Consider the following 16574-nt stretch of genomic DNA (forward strand, 5'->3'; position numbering starts at 1 on the left):
GGTTCTCCAATTTTTAAAAAAATGTTTTTCATAATTTAGTTTTTCCTTTGATTTTTTGCAGTACATAATAATTATATTTTATTTAAAATAAATATAAATGATACAAACACCCCAAAAGTTAGACAAAATATACTTTTGGGGTGTTTATTTAAATTTAATTACTAGTTTTTAACACAATCCGTTTTTTAGATTCAAATTGATAATCAATAGCATATAAAGAACCATTTGCAAACTTTAATTCAATAGCATTAGCTATTGGTGTTTTAGAAGCGTAATAAACTTTTAAACGCTTATTATCAAGGAATAAGTATGCTCCAGGATTGCTCGAAAAAGCTCGTATTTGATTAAAAGCTTGTTCATTGGTTAAATTTGAATCAAGTAAAGCATCTTCTTTGTTTAATTTATGAGCTAAAGTTACTTGCGATTCATCTTGAATTCGTTCAGTAAAGTTTCCATTTAGATAATCGTTTAATCATTCAACAATATGTTTTGTTCCTAATTGGGACATTTTTTCAAACATGCTATCTGATGTATCACTCGGTAAAATGTTGATTTTAGCTTCTTTGATAATGTTTCCTGCATCCATGCGATCAATCATGTAAATTAAATTAAGTCCAGTTTGAGTATCTCCGTTTCAAATACTATGTTGAATTGGAGCGGCTCCTCGATATTGAGGTAATAATGAACCATGAATATTTAATGAAGCTTTTTTAGCTAAATTTAAAACCTTAGTTGGAACATATTGTCCAAAGGCACAAGTGAGCAAGATATCATAATCTAATTCTTGTAATTGGTCATAAATTTGACCAATTTTTTCAGGTTGAAAAAGTGGAATTTTATATTTTTGAGCTAAAAGCTTAGTTGGGGTGGGTTCAAATTTATACCCACGATTTGCTGGTTTATCTGGTTGTGAAACAATTGCAACAACATTAAAATTTTGAATGACTTGTTCAAAAATTGGAACTGAAAATTGTGGTGTTCCAGCTAAAATTATTTTGATATTTTTATTCAACTCACACATCCCCTTGAGTTAGATTTTTAATAGCTATTTTAAACTCTTGTAATTGTCCTTTAGTAAAAGAATCATCAATATTTTGTTGATCTAAAATACTTTCAATTTCACTTTGAGAAATTTTCGAACCAAAGCAAGTGAATTTATTATAACCCATGCGATAGTTAATAATTTTAACAAAGATTTTGAAAAACCACTTTGGAAGTCGATCAAATCCTAAATTATCAAAAATGACCGCATCGCATTTCATAATTGTGTTAATAATATAATCAGCATTTTTATCACTTGAATCGCTAAAAGATGACTTAATTTCATCTAATAAGTATTCAATATTCACATACACAACCTTGAAATCTTGAAAAGCAATATCTTTAGCAATTCCTGAAAGTATTTGATGACGAATATTCCAATTATACGAATGTAAAAAAAGTCCTTTTAGTTGATTTAATTGTTCCAAACTTTTGAGTGCTTGTTTAAACTCTTTTTGATACTCATGTAAATCAAAAAAGTCCGATTTACGGATTTTTTGCTCAGAAAAAGGTTTATAAGTTTTATTAATTCCTAAGTTTTCAAAGACAATGTTGTTATATAGCAAGTATTGACGATATTTTTCATTATTAGCAAAATAACGTTTAGTTTCAACAATTCCCTTTTCATTACGCACTAACTCAATTCGGTCAATATATTCTTCTGGATGCTCTTCACGTAATTTAATGTTCATTAAATCAATAAATTTGAAAAAAATCTCATCATCATTCATTTGTAATTGCTCAATAATTTGTAATAATGACGAATCGTTTTTAGCTTTTTGGATCAATTGTTCTTTAGTTACGGATGGTTTTTTAATCATGGATCCTCATTTTAAAGTGAATTAAGGTAAATTTTTTTAATATAGTTTTTTGAATGGATTGATTTTTTGTAAATTTTGTGATCAGAATATTTACCATCAAGATAATTTTCAGCTCTTTCAAAAGTTAAAATATTTTTACTTGATAGTTCTTTTAAAATACTATTCACTTGTTTTAAAAGCACAACATTTGAGGTTAAATAACTAATCAACATAACAAGGTTAATCACTTTATATTCAAATCCTAGGGTTAAAAATTCTTGAATAATTTCATTTGCGTTTTCTTGTAATTGATTTTTTGACAAGTAATTGTAAAAATGAATTGGTTCATAGGTATGTAATGCTTGATATTCGTTTTGAATTTCGCTATCTAAAAAATGAAGTGGCATTTTTAATTCAATGTTTTTCAAACTTGAAAATGAATTGTTTTGAATGCTTTGTTCAATTCTTTTACCAGCTTCAATCACCAAATCAATACTTCGAGTGCTTTTTGGAGCTTTCATTTCTCCAAATACTTCCAAAAAGTTAGCACTAATATCTTGCATGTGTTCACTTGGAACACTTCTTTTAATTACATTGCTTGCGAGTAAATTATCAACCACATCAGTTCCTAAGCAGTTAATTAATGCATTTTTCAATAAACGATTGTTTTTAACTTCTTCTTTATTTAATGGTCTTTTTATTAAAAACATTAATTTATTGGTTTGTTCATTAAAATAAGTTTTAAGCAGTCCAATGGCTTCGAGTTTAGCTCTAGATTGAGATAATTCACTCATTTCAATACATAAAAAAGAACAAATTCCTGAAAAAGCATATTCAGAATGATAAAGTTTATCAACCTTTATTTTATTATATAGAAAATTATATAAAGTAACAGCTTGCGAACCAATAATTGGGAGATAAAAATTTAAAATATTTTCTTGATCACTTGGAGTTAAATCCTCGTTTCTCTCGATTATAAAATAATTGTAATGAATGTTTTGCATTCTCTCCCCCTTTAAAATTACCAAAGTCAATTTTTGGTCTTTGTATATCAATTTTAAAAGAGATAAAAAAGGATTTTGTGAAAAAAATATTTTAATGGATTTATTCGTTTAATTCGGTAGACATATCCACAAGCTATAAAAAATAAAAAGTGAATTTTAAGTCTAAAATTCAGGAAAAAACACACTTTTTTCAAAATTATCCCAGTTATTCACAACTTCTTATTTTTTGTAAAATTTTAATTTTTGGGGGTTAATATTCTCTAAAAAAGGTAATTTTTTAAATAATTTTTTAGCTAAAAATTGAATTGCTCGGTTAATTGTTGACAAACGTTTTTTTAGGAACAAAAAATAGTTAAAAATAAGCATAAAATCGAAAAAACAAAAGCTTTTTTAAAATTATTTGGATAAATTTTGGACATATTTTTTGATTTGCTCTGGGTTATTTAATCAAATCTGTTCAATTAAATTAAATGGTTCTTTTTTCAAAAAACTTAAATCATTTAATTGATCTAATAAATGAAATTTTTGGACACTAACCTTGCGTTTAGAACAAAAATGCATCCTCAAATCTTGATTTAAATCTAAAACAATTATTTTTTGAAAAAGCTTACTAAAATTAACATGCTCACTGTTTAAAACTGGAACTTCAATATAATCGTATTCTTTTTTAATTAAGTAATCATAGACTGCTTGATGAATGATTTTTTCTAAGTGTTTAAACAAAGGATTTTGAGTTTGAATTAACTTTATAACTGCTTGTTTATTAATTGAATTATTTGAAACAATCTCTTTTAAATGAGATTGTTTTATTTGTTCAATAAATTGATTATTTTGATAAAATTGATCAACAAAACGATCGCAATTAAACACTTTATACCCACGATTTTTAAGCTCATTTAAAAATGTTGATTTTCCTGAACAAATTTTTCCACTAATTGCAATCATTAAGATAATTCCTTAAGATACTTAGTAACTGTATTAAGTTCTAGCTCTTTAAGCATTTGAGTGGCAGGTTCTAATTGAATATTTAATTTTAAAGCGTCTTTTTCAGTTTGAAATTCTACAACATTAAAATTTAATTGAGCTAAATCATAACACATTTGCCCCTGGTTTTGGTTTGCAAGTAATTTGTCTTTTAAAGATTTACTTAATTGGTCTAAATGTTGATAAATTTCATGAAAAGAATCAAATTGTTCAAGCAATTTAATAGCAGTTTTATCTCCAATTCCTTTAATTCCAGGTAAATTATCACTAGGATCACCTTTTAGTGCTTTATAATCAACAATTTGCTTTGGATAAAGATTGTAAATATCATAAAAGTTTTCATTGGTAATTAATTGATAATTACTTTGATTATCTTTATCAATAATACTTGTTGTTTCATTAACGAGTTGTAATAAATCTTTATCACGTGAAAAAATGAACTTTTCAAGATTATCATCATTAAATTTACGCGAAGCTGTTGCAATTAAATCATCAGCTTCAGCTCCATTAATTTGGAGATGAAAAATGTTTAATTTGCTCAATAATTGCTTAATTAAGTCAAATTGAATAAAAATTTCTTGAGGAGCTTTCGTGCGATTTGCTTTATATTCAGGATAAAGTAAATGTCTTTGGGTTTTTACACTAGCATCAAAAGCAATGAATAAATATTGCGGTTCATAAAAGCGAATTAATTTAATTATTTGTAATAAAAATAAATTAATTGCATTAGTAGGCACTCCTTTAGTTGAACGCATAATTACGTTAATATCTCCACGATAAGTAGCGTAAAAAGATTGAAACATTAAATAGTTCCCATCAACTAAGAGCATAATCTCTTTCCTATTCATTTTTAACTTCCTCTCAACTTTTAATTGAATAATATCCTTTTTCTGCTAGTATTAAATTCACCAAAATGACTCTTGGAGTTGGAAAATCGATTAAATCTTTTGCAGAATCTTCAAAAATATAAACTTTATCAATTACTTTTGAAGAATCAGATATTTTGGCCTCAATTTTACCTTTAGCATTTACTTTAACACTATGTAAAAAGACGTAAAAGAAATTGCTTTTAGTTTTTTGTAAATCTTGGAGTCTTAAATCTCTTTCGTATTTTTTAGTTGGATAAGCATTAAATATTGAACCAAGTAATTCGCTTTCAAGCTTAATTTCAAGGTTTACATCTAAATCAAACTTTTGGATTTGTTTTTGGTCAAATCCAGTGCTACTGAAAAATTTTGCTAATTTTTCATCTAAAGATTCTTCTGATTTTGAATAAAGGTCTTTAAAAATCTTAGCTCCATTATTAATAGAAGGAAGTGCATTAATCAATTCAACTACATTTCCAAAATCACGAAAGACATTAGCTTTAATTAAAGTTTCAATGGTCGAATCACCCACACCTGAAACTTTTAGCCTCAAAATACCGGCGAAAAAGTTACTAATCGGTCCACCACGTTTTAATTCTTGAGCAATTTTTGCTACTGCATTCGGCCCAATACCTTTAATCATTAAAAACGGTAAATAAATTTGCGATTTACTATTTTGAGCATTTTTAAAAATAATTTCACTTTTAAATAAAGCATGATTAATTTTTGGAGAATGAATAATAATGTTTTGTTTAGAAGCATTATTAGCACTATTTTTAATAGTGCTCAAATCACCAGTAGCATTATCAATAATCACTTTATAAAAAATTTCTGGATAACGGGCTTTATAAAAAGCTAATTTGTATGTAATAAATGAATAAGCTACTGCGTGTGCCTTATTAAATCCATACAAAGCAAATTTTAAAATTTGATTATAAATTTTTTCAAGCACACTTTGCTCAATGTTATTTTGAGCACCTTTTTGGTAAAAAATTTGCGAATATTCGCTTAAATCGTGGGCATTTTTCTTGGAAATTGCTCGACGAAGTAAATCAGCTTCAATAAAAGACATTTTTGCTACTTGTTGAGCAATTTGCATAATTTGTTCTTGGTAAACAATAATTCCAAAGGTTGGAGCAACAATTTGGTCATAAATTGGGTGAATGGATTCAACTTCTTGCTCGTGCTTTTTAACTTTAGCATAATCAGGAATGAACTCTTTAGGTCCAGGACGATAAAGCGAAATAATTGCATAAATATCTTCAAAAGTATCAACCTTAACTTGTTTAATAACTCTTTTCATTCCAGGAGATTCGAGTTGGAAAATTCCGTCAGTGTTTAATGAATTTATCAAATCAAAAGTTAATGAATCATTATATGGATTAAAATTTAAATTAATAACATGATCAAAACGGAATTCTTCCTTAATTTGACTCTCAATTTGATTAATTACGGTAAGATTTTTTAATCCTAAAAAATCAATTTTAATCAATCCGTATTGCTCTAAATTATTCATTTCAAATTCTACTTGATTGAGTGGAGCAGATGAATGACGCACTGGTATAACACTAGTTAATGGACAATTGGCGATAATAACTCCAGCAGCATGAATTCCGCTTTGTCGAGGCATTCCTTCGATTTTTCGTGCATATAAGTGTAATTTTTCATGTTTGTCAACAAGCATTTTATACTTAGGGTTACCTTCGTAAGCAACATCTAATGAAACATCAAATTTAGTTAATGAATCACAAATTTTATCAATTTCACTCAGCGGAATCTGGAGCACTCTTCCAACATCCCGTAAGGATGATTTAAGGGCTAAGGTTTGAAAAGTTGAAATTAATGCACATTTATCTTTTCCAAAACGTTTTCCAATGTATTCGAGCAATTCGTTCCGACGATCATCTTGAATATCTAAATCAATATCTGGAAGCGATACCCGAGCAACGTTTAAAAAACGCTCAAACAAAAGTCCATATTCAATCGGGTTAACATTAGTTATATCCAATAAGAATGCAATAATTGACCCTGATGATGAACCCCTTCCAGGCCCAATTTCAATTTTGTGCTCTCGAGCAAAATCGAGTACATCTTTAATCACTAAAAAGTAATTAATAAAATTAAGTTTTTCAATGGTAGCAAGTTCATAATTAATTCGTTCATCAACTAAATCTTTACCGTGTTTTTTAACTAATTGAACATATTTATTTTTGTTAAATTTATCTAAAAGAGTTTGTTTAGGATTATCAAAAGAAGCTAATTTAATTTCACTTGAAATAGTAAAAGGTTCAATTAAATTCACAAATTTTTCCATTTGTTCTAGCACTGCAGGTTCAACGTTTGCAAATTCATTTTCATCAAAATAATCAGGGTGTTCAAACTCATTTTGAGCATGTTTTTTTTGAGCAATTTGATTTAAAATGTGTAAAATTTCATTTTCTTGTTGGTATAAAACTTTTTTTAGCGGTGCATAAACGGTTTTAAATTCGCCCACAGAATGTGGGGAATTGAAATAAAAATTATCAAATACGTGTTCAAGCTCTTCGATTTGAAAACCATTAACTGGGTGATTGATAAGTAAAATATTTGGATTATTTAATTGTTCAAGTGATACACCAATATTTTGCGAACGAGTTAAAATAAGTTCATTAATAAAGACGTATCCTTTGTAATTTTTAGCGTAAACTAAAATATTTTTTTCATTATCTAAAGTTAATTCAATTCCAGCAATTAATTTAAGATTATGTTTTTGAGCAAACTCTAAAAACATAGGTAAAGCAAAGAAATTTTCTTTATCAGTTAAGGTTAAGTACGGACTTTTGTGCTGTAAAATAAGTTCAAATAGTTCATTGACTTTAATTGTTGAGCTTAAAAAAGAATATTCAGTATTAGTGTGCAAAATGATTGGATGTTTCATATTGATATTTTACAATTTTATACATATTTAGTATTAATAAAGCGTCATTAAATCGCAAAAAATAAACTCAAAAGAGTTTATTTACTTATAATAAGCTTTAATTTGAGCTTTTTCAACTATTAAGGGATCTAAATTTAAATCAGGATCTTCATAAACAATTTTAATCCCATTTTTTTGTGCTAAATGAACTACATTAATGCAATCATAAAACACATAAGTTTGATTTAACCGTGAAGATATTTCTTTGCTAATGACAATAACCTTGAGTTTAGTATAGTTAAGGACATTAATTAATGGTTTGTCAATTCGATTAACATATAAAGCAGTTGGAATGTTAAATTGATAATTAGATTTGATTTTTTTTCGTAATTTTTCATAATCAAACAAGTTTTTGTACGCATACACTAAATATGTCGGTGAAGTTGCTGAATCCACAATTGGAGAGTTCAAAAAAACTTCTTGTGAAATTTTAACCATATTAGAACTAATTGGAATTTTTAAATTTTTATCATTAAGTGTGTGTTTAATATTTTGGTATCAATTATTTTCAAATAAATAATTTAAATATGGAATTTTTTGAAAAATTTGTAAATATTTAGAATCAAAATTGCTAAAATCAACTTCTCTCACTGACAAAATAGAATCCCGTTGACTTTTGTATACCTTGATTTTGTGCTCTTTAATATTAAACTCATTATGATTATTGAGTTTAATATACTCATTATAATTAAAAATAAAGTCCTTAAAATTATCACTTAGAAAAGCTGATGCATCTAAATTGACAAAATTTGAAGCTTGTTCATGATTATTGAGAATGTTGAATAACGAATAACGAATTTTATTGAGTAGTTCAAAATTACTACTGCTTGGATTGTACGCTTGTTCTAAAATAAAAGCAGTAGCTCCAAGAAAATATTTATTGGCTAAAAAGTTTTTATTGAGTAGTTCAACACTTTTAAGTAAAGATATGTATGATGAATTTCCCTTTTTATTAAACACAAAATAAATAAATCCATCTTGAATGTTAATATATGACTTTTTATAAGGAATTCCAAAATTTTTATAAATATCAATAATTTCAAGTGGTTGAATTTCATTAATGTAAAAATATGGTTTTAGAGCAAATGCTAAAATTACTTTCTTTTGAATGATATTATTAATTTTTTTCTGACTATTAATTAATTTGGTTGCGTTTTTACGTTTGTATAAACGGTTTCGATTTCAAATGATCGAACAATGAAAGAAACCATCGTTTTTGGCAGTAATTTTAAGTGAATAAATAGTTTTATAATTAAAAAACTTATCTAAACGGAGCACTAATTTTTCAAAAAAAGTCAAATCAAGTGCGTTAATCATTTCTTGATTTTGCTCAAATTGAATGACTAAATCATTTTGAAATTCAGGACTAAGGTTTAAATATGAATTAAGCTCATTAGCAGTTTTTTTATTCAAAAAACTTAAAAAAGTTTCAATTGAAATGTAGTTAAAAGTCTTAAATTCACTCTTTTTAGCGTCGAAAATTGTAGAAATAAATAAATATTTCTCTGAAAAACGTAACACTCGCTTGTTAATATTATCAATCCGAAAAAGAATTACCCCTGAAAACGATCTAAAGTAATACAACAATAAGATAGTAAATGCAACACCACCAATAAAAAGAAAAGCTAAAAAGGAAAAAATTAAAATTAAAATAAGTCCCATTATGATGAAATAACTCGAATCGCAGGATGGTCTTTATTGAGTGTTTTTTGTTTTTTGTCTTTAACAAATCGTACAATAATTTCACTTCCTTTAACTTCGAGTACTTCTCCCTCCCCAAAAGTTACGTGTGAAATAATATCTCCCACAATAATTCTATTTTGTTTTTTCTTGTCAATTTCATCAGTTTGAAGATTGGTATCAAAATTTTTATGTAAAATTATTTCATCTAAATTAATACCCATTTCCTTAATGAACCGTGATGGAGATTTGGGTGTATCACTCCCAATTAAATGTCCACGTGAATCGCTGATAAAAAGATTTTTACGTGCTCGAGTAATAGCTACATAGGCCAATCTTCTTTCTTCTTCGATTGGAGAATCTTCGCTATTAAGGTAGCTAATTGCTTTTTCTTCATTATTAATCACCTTAATGCTTGGAAAAATTCCTTCAGTTAAACCAACGACAAAAACATTATCAAATTCAAGTCCTTTAGCTGAGTGAATGGTCATTAACGAAACATAATTATTACTATTATCCCCTTCATCAGTTGCTGAAAGAAGCGAAACCATATTTAAATAATCTCCTAAAGTACCCTTTGGATTATTTTGTTCTCAGTTTTTAATTGATTCAATTAACTCTTTAACATTATCTAGTGCTGAACCGCGAATGTTTTTGTTGTTTTCAATATGTTGATAATAGTTAATTTCAAGTAAAAATCAGTTAATAACTTCACTGATTTTACGAACTTTAATTTTCTTTTGTGCAGTTAAAATGAGCTTAAAGAAAGGATATAGTTTATCCTTGATAATTTTTCCTGGAATTGGTAAATGTTTAATATCTTTAACAATAGTATTAAACATGGTTTCACCATGAGATATAGCATATTCTTTAATTTTGCTTAATGTGGTATCTCCAATTCCGCGGACTGGGACATTAATAATCCGTTCAAGTGCAATATCTGAGCCATCAAAAATTACTCTTAAAAAAGCAATAACATCCTTAATTTCACTTCTTTGGAAGAATTTAACTCCATTAAAAATTTTGTGATTAATGTTTTCTTGAATTAAAGCTTCTTCAAATGGACGTGAATAATAATTAGCACGATATAAAATGGCAATATTTTTAAGCTGGTTTTTAGCTTTTTTGAGTTCATTGATTTTTTGTACTACTCAACGAGCTTCAGCTTCAACACTAAATCCATGGTAAAAATCAATATCATCACCATCATCATTTTGAGTGATTAAATTTTTGTTATAACGAATTTGGTTATGTTGAATTAATTTATTAGCAGCATCTAGAATTTTTTTAGTCGAACGATAATTTAAATCTAAAACAACAGTTTTGCTATTTGGATATTCTTTTTCAAAATCTAAAATTAAATTAACTTCAGCTCCACGTCAGTTATAAATGGTTTGATCAGGATCTCCGACAATAGTTAAATGGGTTCCTTCACCAACAATTTTATTAATAATGTCATATTGCATTCTCGAAGTATCTTGGAACTCATCTATTAAAATGTATGAAAATTGTTTTTTATAATATTGAGCAACATTGGGGTGTTGAATTAATAATTCATGGGTCTTGGTAATTAAATCATCAAAATCTAATGCTCCTTTAAGGGCTAGTTCGTCCAAATACCCTTGATACACCTTAACAATGGGATCGTGTAATTTAAAGTTTAACGCTTCAGCAAATTGATAAATATCATAATTTTTATTTTTAGCTCAACTAATGTATTGCACCATGTTTTTATAACTGACTACTTGAGTGGTGATTTCATAACGTTTGTATAATGAAGCTAAAATTTGATTTTTATCCACTTCATCTAGGATTAAAAAGTTATTATTGTAGCCGAGTAAGTGGATAAATTTACGCAAAATATTGCTGCATAATGAATGAAAAGTGTAAATTCTTAAATCCTTATCATCATATAAATATTTACTAATTCTCTCTTGCATTTCATTACAAGCTTTATTAGTGAAAGTGACAGCTAAAATATTGCTTGGTGAAATTCCAAGATCATTGATTAAATAAGTGACTTTACGAGTTAAAACTTTAGTTTTACCACTACCAGCACCAGCGATAATTCTTAAGTTAGTATCAAAATACTCAACGGCTTCACGTTGAAAATCATTTAAATCAGCTAATACATTATTTCTCTTTAAATTCATGTTTTTCCCTTTCGTGATCGTTAAAGTATTCAAATTTGGGTAGCTCAGAGTAATATGGAATTAATTTGATCTCTTGGTTGGTGATGATAGTTTTATATTGATTAATTACCACTCGAGTATGAGTAAGACGATCAATAATGCTTAAACGACTTTTATTCACAATTATCGAGATATTAGCAATAAAATGTAATAAAAATCAATAGCTAATTAAAATTGCAATAATATTCTTTTTGAGTTCGTTTGCAAAGCCTGGTTTTAGATTAGGTAATTTTTGTACATCAAAATCTTGCAATTGAATTAAGATTATAAAAAACGCAAAAATAACAATCCAAAACGCTCCATTAAACAAATTGCGAACAATAAAGGTTTTTAAACTCATTTTTTGGTTTGAATTGTTGAGTATTTTAAGATTAAACATTTTTTGAAGGAGTGTTTGTTGATCAAAAAACATAGGAACAATAATAAAATAAAGTATTATCCATAAAATGCAAAGTGAAAAACTTCCGTAATAATAAGCATTATTTTGAAATTTTTCTTGATTAGGGATTAATAAATAAAAAATAGCAAAAATCACCAATGCTGAGATTAAAAAATCCAACAGGTTACAAATAAATCTTCTTCAAAAACCTGAATTTTCGTACATTTTATTCTAGCTCACTCAAAATTTTAGTTTTAATATTTCTCAACTTACGAATGGGTGTTTTGAGTAATTCAGTTTCTGTACAAGATTTAAGCATGTAAATATTTTGTGTTTGAAAGTTTTTAAACTCAGTACTATTTTCTAACTTTAAAATCTCTTGTTCGTGTTTTTGGACAATTAGTGAGCTTCGGGTTTGTTGAATTTGCTCTTTAGATTTAAAATTACGATATGCAAATGTGGTTGCATTTAAAAGTCCGTACATAATAATTTTCAAGTAATAATATTGAGCATACATTAATTCTTGCTCTAAGTCTAAATGAGCTTGTTGAGCTAAAGTTCGAATTCGATTAAAACTTTCAAGCTCATTTTTTGTGCTTAAAAGAATATTAGCTCCGTAATGTTCTTTTAAAATTCGCTCATCAATATATGTATAAGTATTTGCGTTAATTAATAATAAATAATTAATCTCGATACATAATTTTGAATCACTATTCCCAATAGGTTGGTAATCTAAGATTTTTTGAATTAATGAACATTTAAAAAACTTATTAAAAATAAACGGAAATGAATAAGCAATCACTTGTTTTTCTTGTGAAATTGTTAAGCTTTGATTATGTGTTAATCTTGCTTGAGGTTTTCATAACACTGAACCAATAATTCTTGGTTTAAGTTCAATTATATCGGTATTATGTGTTTCTAAGTGTTCGAGCAATCGTTCTACATAATAACGTTTAAGTGGTGAATCTGAGTTAATAATGTAAACATATTCTCCATTTGCAACTCTAAATGCCCCCATTAAATTAAATTGATATGACTTAGTTTTACTGTTAAAAAGGACAATTAATCTGTTCTTAAAAAAGGTCTTATATTTAGCGATAATTTCAAAAATCTGCTTGGTTTTTGTATTCTTATTTACGCACAAAATGATTTCAAAATCTTGTTTTTCCTGCAGAGTTAATGAACGTAAAAATAATTCAACATCTTTTACAGATTCGCTCAAGAGCGAGATAATTGATAATCTCATTGCACCCCTTCATCTAATAAAACACTTATAATTAATTTTACCATATTATCACGTATTTACTTTTCGAGACAAAGTAAAAGCAACTATTCAGTTGCTTTTGTTTTAGGGGTATATTTACGTTTTGCACGATTGAATTTAAAGGTATTTTGACCAGGGATACTACGAGTGTAGCGACACTGTGGAAAATTCTTGCATCCGATGAATTTTTGGCCTTGTTTGTTTCTTCGTTCAATTAAGATTCCGCTATCATCAGGACAAGGTTCATCGAGCTCAACCTGTTCAATTTTAGAAGCTTGCATGCTTTGCTGAGCTTGTTCAAGCTCTTGAGTAAATTTATCTCAAAAATCTTGCATAACATTGTTTTTGTCTAATTTATCTTCAGCAATTTGATCAAGTTGCTCTTCAACGCTAGCAGTATATGATTCATTAATAATTTTAGGGAATGAACCAATTAATTTATCCAAAACCACTTTTCCAAATTCAGTTGGTTTGAGTGTGTTTTCAAAAATCTCAACATATTCACGGTCTTTAATTACTTTAACTGTTGAAGCAAAGGTTGAAGGTCTCCCTACCTTGATATTATCAAGTTTTTCGATTAATGACCCTTCATTATAACGAGGAGCAGGATTGGTTTGATGATCTTCAAACATAAACTCACGCACATCAATAAGGTCACCTTTTTTATACTCAGGATCCATATCGCTAACTGGAGGTTCGCTATCAATTATGTAATAACCATCAAAAACAACCTTTGAAAAGTAGTTTTTGAAAACATGTTCACCATTTTGATAAGTGTAAGATGAAATTTTACGAATCGGTTGAGTCATTAAACTTTTTAAAGTTATTTCTCAAATTAATTGATAAATTCTTACCTCTTGATCGCTCATTTGTGGATAGACAACTTTTGCTTGAGTTGGTGTTAATTGCACATCAGTTGGACGAATGGCCTCGTGAGCGTCTTGATCTCCGCTAAATCCTTTAATTTCGCTTGCTACATAATCTTTTCCGTATTTAGAATTTATATACTCTTGAGCTACTTGAACAAAAGTATTACTGAGACGAGTTGAATCAGTTCTTGGATAGCTGATAAGTCCACCATCACCATATCCTTCGTATAATTTTTGACACACAGCTTGAGTTACTTGAGCTGAATATTGACTCTTTTTATATAAAACTGATTGTTTTAATGGTTCAACTTTAGTAAGTTTACGTTGACTTTGTTTAATCTCAGTAACTAATAAATTTTTTAGAGCACTCTGAAAATATTTTTTTAACTCTGGTAATTGTTCTTTGAAGATTCATTCACGTTTTTCAGATGGATTATCTAAATTAACATAAATAGCTTCATTAACATTATCAGCAAAAAAAGCTCTAAGCTTGCTGTAATATTCTGGTATAAAACTTTCAATTTCACGTTCGCGATCTACAACTAATTTCAGAGCAATTGATTGTACTCTTCCAGCACTTGGATTAGTTGGTGAATTGAAAATTTTATTTTTCATTAACGAACTTAAACGAAAACCAATGATTCGATCCATCATCCGACGAGCTTTTTGAGCTTGAACTAGAGGCTGATTAATTTTTTCTGGATGTTCAAAGGCCTTTAAAATGGCATCTTTGGTAATTTCGTTATATTTAACACGATAATATTGATCTTGCAATTTAAAATAATTTACAAGATGTTCTCCAATAGCTTCACCTTCTCGGTCCGGGTCAGTTGCAATATAAACTGTATTTGATTTTTTAATTGATTCTTTGAGTTTTTTAGCAACTTCTCGCTTGGTTGAATCCAGTGAATATTCTGGTTCTCAACTTTGCAAATCAATCCCTAATGAGTATGCTCCAGAGGTTTTTAACTTTAAAATATGTCCCACGCTAGCAACTACTTCATAATTATCTCCAAGATATTTTTTAATAGTGCTAACCTTATTCGGTGACTCGACAATGACTAAATTACTTTTTTGCATTGTTAAAATCTTACATGAATTTTTAAACTTATCAAAAAATAAAAAAGCCCTGTTTTTGTGGATAAAGATAATTATCACTACTTTTGCTAACTGGTATTAATCTAAAAAATAGTTATTTGCTAGATAATTTAAAACACTTAATAAAAGGTTTTTAGTTTATAGCAAAAATGATAAAATAAATAAGAGTATTTATATATACTCCTTGGCCGTTTGGCCCAGAAGACCATAAGGAGATAACATGAACAAATATGAAATTATGATGATTGTTGATCCTAAAGCTAATTTAGAAATTACTCAAAAACTTCTTGTAGATGTTTTTGGAAAGAACGTAACTAAAGTTGAAAAACTTGAACGTACTGAATTAGCATATAAAATCAACAATGCTCAACATGCTCAATACTTACTTGCTCAGGTTGAAAGTCAACCTACATTAGTTGCTGAATTTACCCGTAAAGCTAACATTGTTAAAGAAATTTGAAGATATTTAGTTTTAAACCTTGATACTGAAAGAGGCTTTAATAAAGAATTTAAAAATGTTGGTAAGAAAAAAGTAGATCCTCGTGTTAAAAGAGAAAGAACTGAAAGAAGTGAAAACACTTCAAGTGAAGAAGTTAAAAAACGTACTCCAAGATTAGTTCGTACACCAAGAACTCAAGAATAATTTAAGGATTTAATATATGTATAACAAAGTTATTTTAATTGGACGTATGGCCAATATTAAAGATTTAAAGCAAGCTCAAAACGGGAATAATTTTGTCTCATTCAGTGTTGCAGTGAATAGAAACAACCGTACAACTGTTAATGATAAAGCAAACTTTATTCCATGTGTTGCTTTTAAACAAAACGCTGATTTTATTAATAAATATCTCACTAAGGGTTCATTGGTAATGATTGATGGTTCAATTAGTGTAAGCGAATATCAAGATCGCAACGGAAATCGGAACACTAGCTTTGATGTTATAGTTAATCTTATTACTCCGCTTGAATCTAAATCACGGAGAGAAGAATTAGCTCAAAAAAATCAAGGAACTACTCAATTCACCACTAGAAACGAAATTCCAGTGCAAACCCCTGAAGAATACAACCAATTTAACCAAAATAACGATTATACATTTGACCAACCAACTTCGTCAACATCGATTTTTGATGATGAAGAAGATTGAGAATAGGAGAGAAAATGGCTGTTATTAACAAACGTAAAAAAGGATTTACACCAAGAAAGAAATTCTGTGAATTTTGTTCAGAGAAAATGACATATTTAGATTATAAAAATGTTGAATTATTATCTAAATATATTTCAGCAAATGGGCAAATCAAATCAAAAGCTAACACTGGTGCTTGTGCTAAACACCAACGTAAATTAGCTACTGCAATTAAAAGAGCAAGATTTATGGCTTTAATGCCTTATAGCATTGTTAGAGTTAGAATGCAAAAAATTGCTTAAACTCATCCAAATTCA

The 16574-nt window shown here is 28.1% G+C and carries 14 protein-coding genes; 3 read left to right on the plus strand and 11 right to left on the minus strand.

The window, feature by feature from the left end:
* Positions 1-154: 154 nt before the first annotated feature.
* The 11 genes from fmt to topA form a co-directional block, all read right to left on the minus strand.
* The gene (gene fmt, locus AC1RP9_RS02460; protein WP_481821835.1) at positions 155-1021 is read right to left on the minus strand and encodes a methionyl-tRNA formyltransferase; all 867 of its coding nucleotides are present in this window, start codon (positions 1019-1021) and stop codon (positions 155-157) included.
* Positions 1005-1862: a hypothetical protein gene (locus AC1RP9_RS02465; RefSeq protein WP_481821837.1), complete on the minus strand. Its 858-nt coding sequence runs from the start codon at positions 1860-1862 to the stop codon at positions 1005-1007. The genes fmt and AC1RP9_RS02465 overlap by 17 nt, the downstream gene beginning before the upstream one ends.
* An 11-nt stretch (positions 1863-1873) precedes the next feature.
* Entirely contained in the window at positions 1874-2845 is a 972-nt protein-coding gene (locus AC1RP9_RS02470) for a replication initiation and membrane attachment family protein (protein WP_481821839.1), read from the minus strand.
* 396 nt (positions 2846-3241) lie between these two features.
* Positions 3242-3790 carry a dephospho-CoA kinase gene (locus AC1RP9_RS02475; protein WP_481821841.1) on the minus strand — a complete coding sequence of 183 codons (549 nt, stop codon included), beginning with the start codon at positions 3788-3790 and terminating at the stop codon, positions 3242-3244.
* Entirely contained in the window at positions 3790-4677 is an 888-nt protein-coding gene (locus tag AC1RP9_RS02480) for a 5'-3' exonuclease (protein WP_481821843.1), read from the minus strand. Before AC1RP9_RS02480 ends, AC1RP9_RS02475 begins: the two co-directional genes overlap by 1 nt.
* Positions 4670-7612, minus strand: coding sequence for a DNA polymerase III subunit alpha (gene dnaE, locus AC1RP9_RS02485; RefSeq protein WP_481821845.1), 2943 nt, complete (start codon positions 7610-7612; stop codon positions 4670-4672). The genes AC1RP9_RS02480 and dnaE overlap by 8 nt, the downstream gene beginning before the upstream one ends.
* Positions 7613-7693: 81 nt before the next feature.
* Positions 7694-9313 carry an MHO_4530 family protein gene (locus tag AC1RP9_RS02490; protein WP_481821847.1) on the minus strand — a complete coding sequence of 540 codons (1620 nt, stop codon included), beginning with the start codon at positions 9311-9313 and terminating at the stop codon, positions 7694-7696.
* Positions 9313-11484, minus strand: coding sequence for an ATP-dependent helicase (locus AC1RP9_RS02495; protein WP_481821849.1), 2172 nt, complete (start codon positions 11482-11484; stop codon positions 9313-9315). The genes AC1RP9_RS02490 and AC1RP9_RS02495 overlap by 1 nt, the downstream gene beginning before the upstream one ends.
* Positions 11465-12127: an RDD family protein gene (locus AC1RP9_RS02500; RefSeq protein ID WP_481821851.1), complete on the minus strand. Its 663-nt coding sequence runs from the start codon at positions 12125-12127 to the stop codon at positions 11465-11467. Before AC1RP9_RS02500 ends, AC1RP9_RS02495 begins: the two co-directional genes overlap by 20 nt.
* A gap of 1 nt (position 12128) precedes the next feature.
* Positions 12129-13148, minus strand: coding sequence for a glycosyltransferase (locus AC1RP9_RS02505; RefSeq protein ID WP_481821853.1), 1020 nt, complete (start codon positions 13146-13148; stop codon positions 12129-12131).
* 83 nt (positions 13149-13231) lie between these two features.
* On the minus strand, positions 13232-15115 hold the full coding sequence (topA, locus tag AC1RP9_RS02510) for a type I DNA topoisomerase (protein WP_481821855.1): 1884 nt from the start codon (positions 15113-15115) through the stop codon (positions 13232-13234).
* Positions 15116-15353: 238 nt separating this feature from the next.
* On the opposite strand from topA, the gene rpsF reads away from it, so the two are divergent.
* From rpsF to rpsR, 3 genes are read left to right on the plus strand one after another with little or no spacing between them, the layout of a single operon-like run.
* A complete protein-coding gene (gene rpsF, locus AC1RP9_RS02515; protein ID WP_481821857.1) occupies positions 15354-15776 on the plus strand; it encodes a 30S ribosomal protein S6 in 423 nt (140 codons plus the stop codon).
* Between the two features lie 16 nt (positions 15777-15792).
* Positions 15793-16284, plus strand: a complete 492-nt coding sequence (locus tag AC1RP9_RS02520; RefSeq protein ID WP_481821859.1) for a single-stranded DNA-binding protein — start codon at positions 15793-15795, stop codon at positions 16282-16284.
* Positions 16285-16292: 8 nt separating this feature from the next.
* Positions 16293-16559 carry a 30S ribosomal protein S18 gene (gene rpsR / locus AC1RP9_RS02525; protein WP_481821861.1) on the plus strand — a complete coding sequence of 89 codons (267 nt, stop codon included), beginning with the start codon at positions 16293-16295 and terminating at the stop codon, positions 16557-16559.
* Positions 16560-16574 lie beyond the last annotated feature (15 nt).

It is taken from the genome of Mycoplasma sp. 3686h (genome assembly GCF_056781225.1).